Raw genomic sequence first — 2,765 nt, 5'->3', positions numbered from 1 at the left:
ATCTCCTCACGTGTCAAGACCTTGCGTTGATCAATCGCGGCCTTCTTTGCGCTGCTTAACTTGGGTGGATTGGGTGTCCGACCACCATGTCGCGATGACGTTTCAGCGATACATCCGCTATGGCGGAACAAGGGTCGCGGTCATTCCGCACACTTTCATGTCCGGTGCGCCCGGCGTCGTGCGTTCGAAGAATAAGCGCCAGCGGAAGAAGCCGGGTCCCCAGTCAGGTGAGCTGCTGCTGTCGCAGGATGGTATGGACCCGGCGGGGCTGTTCACGGAGGCCCATCACATCCGCCAGATGGCAGGCGTCGTCTGCCTTCTCGTTGCCAACGGAGAAAAAGGCGCGCGCAGAGCGAAGTGGCGATTTCGTAAGGCCGACGGTTCGACGTTCACGCTGTCGGCGTTGCAGATCCTTCATCGCCCGGCGTTCTTTCTCGACTATCTCAAAGGAGGATTCTTTCATGATATGGAAGGAATCCCTATCCCGAGAGACGGGACCATCAAGTGGCAGAACGGACAGCTAAAGGGACGTCTTGGCGATTTATTGCCCGCCGCTAGCAAGGACAGATCGGCCGGCAGGCCGTTGCGTGAACTTGACGCTCCGGATGCCATCGTTGGCATGATCGATGGCACAGTCTTCGAAGTCTTTGAGATCGTAGACGTTGACGACAACACACCGCCGGAGGAAATCGATATCGAGAGCTGTCAGGGCGTTGGCTCGCCTACGGCCATCATTGCTGTCGAAAAGGAAACCGATACGTGGATGGGCACGTTTGTCACGCTGCGTGTAGAGAATGGTGAAGCGTACCAGCACTGTGTGCTGTACATGCTGTCGGACGAGTTGTTGAGCAAACATCTGAAGGAAGATCTAGACATGTCCCTGGAGTCGCTTCCCGGCATCCCCCGCCACATGCATATCGATCGGCTCCATACTGACCGGGGGCCGATGGCGAGTTGGGACGTGCTGAGATGGGTGGCTGGCACGCTCAAGATCGAAACAACCTTGGCGCGCGCCTGGCACCCACGAGACAAGCCGAACGTCGAAGGCGCCATTGGCCGGATCAAAGCGTTGATCATGAAGCTTCTCATGCAGGCCGTCGAAGCGCTTGGCGACGATCAGGTGATTACCATGCGTCGAATCGTGACGGCGGCGCAGGGAAACAAGGCAAGAGGGCGACTTGCCCAAAAATTGATGGCGAGCGGGAGCACACGAAAGGTCAAGCAGCGGACCCGAAAAATTCGTATCACGCTGCTGGCGTTCGAGCGTCTGCTGATCGAAGCGCAAAACATCATCAATTTGTCGATCTACTCCAAATCGAAGCCCCAGCCAGTCGAACTTCGCCGCGCTCGCAAGGCGCACAATAGAATCAACTTCTTCGAGCATCGCCAGGAAGCGCGTCATGGCGCAAGAGCGATACCCACCCTGAAAAAGGATCTGCGATGCTATTTCCCGACCTGCCCGGTTTTTGTTCAAAGCAACGGGGTGTTCAGACGAAATAATGGGAAATACGGTAACGGCACGCTGCGCGATGAGGGCCGTCAAGCTGGGATCTTGCTACACGAATTTGCACAGGATGCGATTAAGCACGGGAACAGCCGATACATCAATGTGGTGCCGTCGCCGAGAGGTGGCTTCTGGTGGTTCCATCGGAAGAAATGGCACACGATTTGTGCGACGAAAGACACGGAACGTAGCATAGGCCAGAATGCGCGGCCAGGGGATGTAGAGATCGCGCGACGGATCAACAACCGTGACCAGGCCGTCGGGGAACGGCTTGGCAAGACAACCACACAGAATTCAAGTATCGGGTCGGTTGCTGCGGAAGTCGTCGCACTGAACAAGGACTCCAAAGCAGTACTGCCCACGGCAAGTCCCTCAGAGCGCAAGGAGATTCGGCGACGATACGGTACCGACGCGTCAGAGAAAATGCACGCCCACGCGGGGTTTCAGAGCGAGGACGAGCCTGCAGAGACTACCGAATCATTACACGACGTCCCACTCGAGGCGTTGAGCGATCCGGATGCCGGTTACGGTCTTCTCGAGTTCCTTGCAGAACAGGAGCCAGGCAAGCCGCTGAGGTCGCGCAAGTCTTGATTTCGTCAGGCTTGAAGGAACTCGCAGTTCTTTTGAGGTTTTACTAACGTCGCTGGTTATCCGACCGCGATCGGGCCTTTGACGTGAGCAGAAGTTGATAACTGGCACTACGTTTTTGTGGGGCGCGTCCGTTAACATTCAACGCTCTGGCTTGCCACTGTGACAGGTTTACTTGACGTAGGGAAATCTTCCGCTCGGCGTCTTGTAGGTGCGCGAGCAGCTTCCTGTGACAGCTTTCTGGACTCCCGGAAAGCCTTGCCTGACAAAGGTTAGCGGAAGATTTTAAGGTTTGTGTGACGGGTTTAATAGACACGCGCACAATTTTGTTGTGCGACGGTAACAAAGCCTGGAAAGGCGGCTGTCGAAGTTTGGAAAATTTGGCGTGGCTACCCTGGAAGCCGCGCCAGATAAGGATTTTCCAGACTTTGGCCGAGCATACGGTGCTCGTATGCGCGCGATCTGCCTGTCCATTTGGCGCCAGACCTCGCGCAAAGACCCAGCTAATCATTCTTTAGGCAGTTCGCCTGCTTCCGCCCGTCAAATATAGGCCATTTGTACGGGGGCGGCAAAACTGGGCCGAGTTGGACGGGATCACCCTAGTGTCCTGCGTCAGAAATTCGCAGACAAAATCTCCTGATGCTGGCGAGGATGTCATCGGCGGACTTCGTCC

General features: G+C 56.2%; 1 protein-coding gene. It reads left to right on the top strand.

Features of this window, described 5'->3' with window-relative positions; translation table 11 throughout:
• On the top strand, positions 1 to 2,095 hold a 2,095-nt coding region (locus ACGLHR_RS51320; RefSeq protein ID WP_400103751.1), incomplete at its 5' end, for a hypothetical protein.
• Positions 2,096 to 2,765 lie beyond the last annotated feature (670 nt).

Origin of the sequence: Cupriavidus sp. CuC1 (genome assembly GCF_044627735.1) — a bacterium.
Classification (GTDB): domain Bacteria; phylum Pseudomonadota; class Gammaproteobacteria; order Burkholderiales; family Burkholderiaceae; genus Cupriavidus; species Cupriavidus ulmosensis.
The sequence above is the reverse complement of the archived record's forward strand: the minus strand, read 5'-3'. Positions and strand labels throughout refer to the sequence as shown.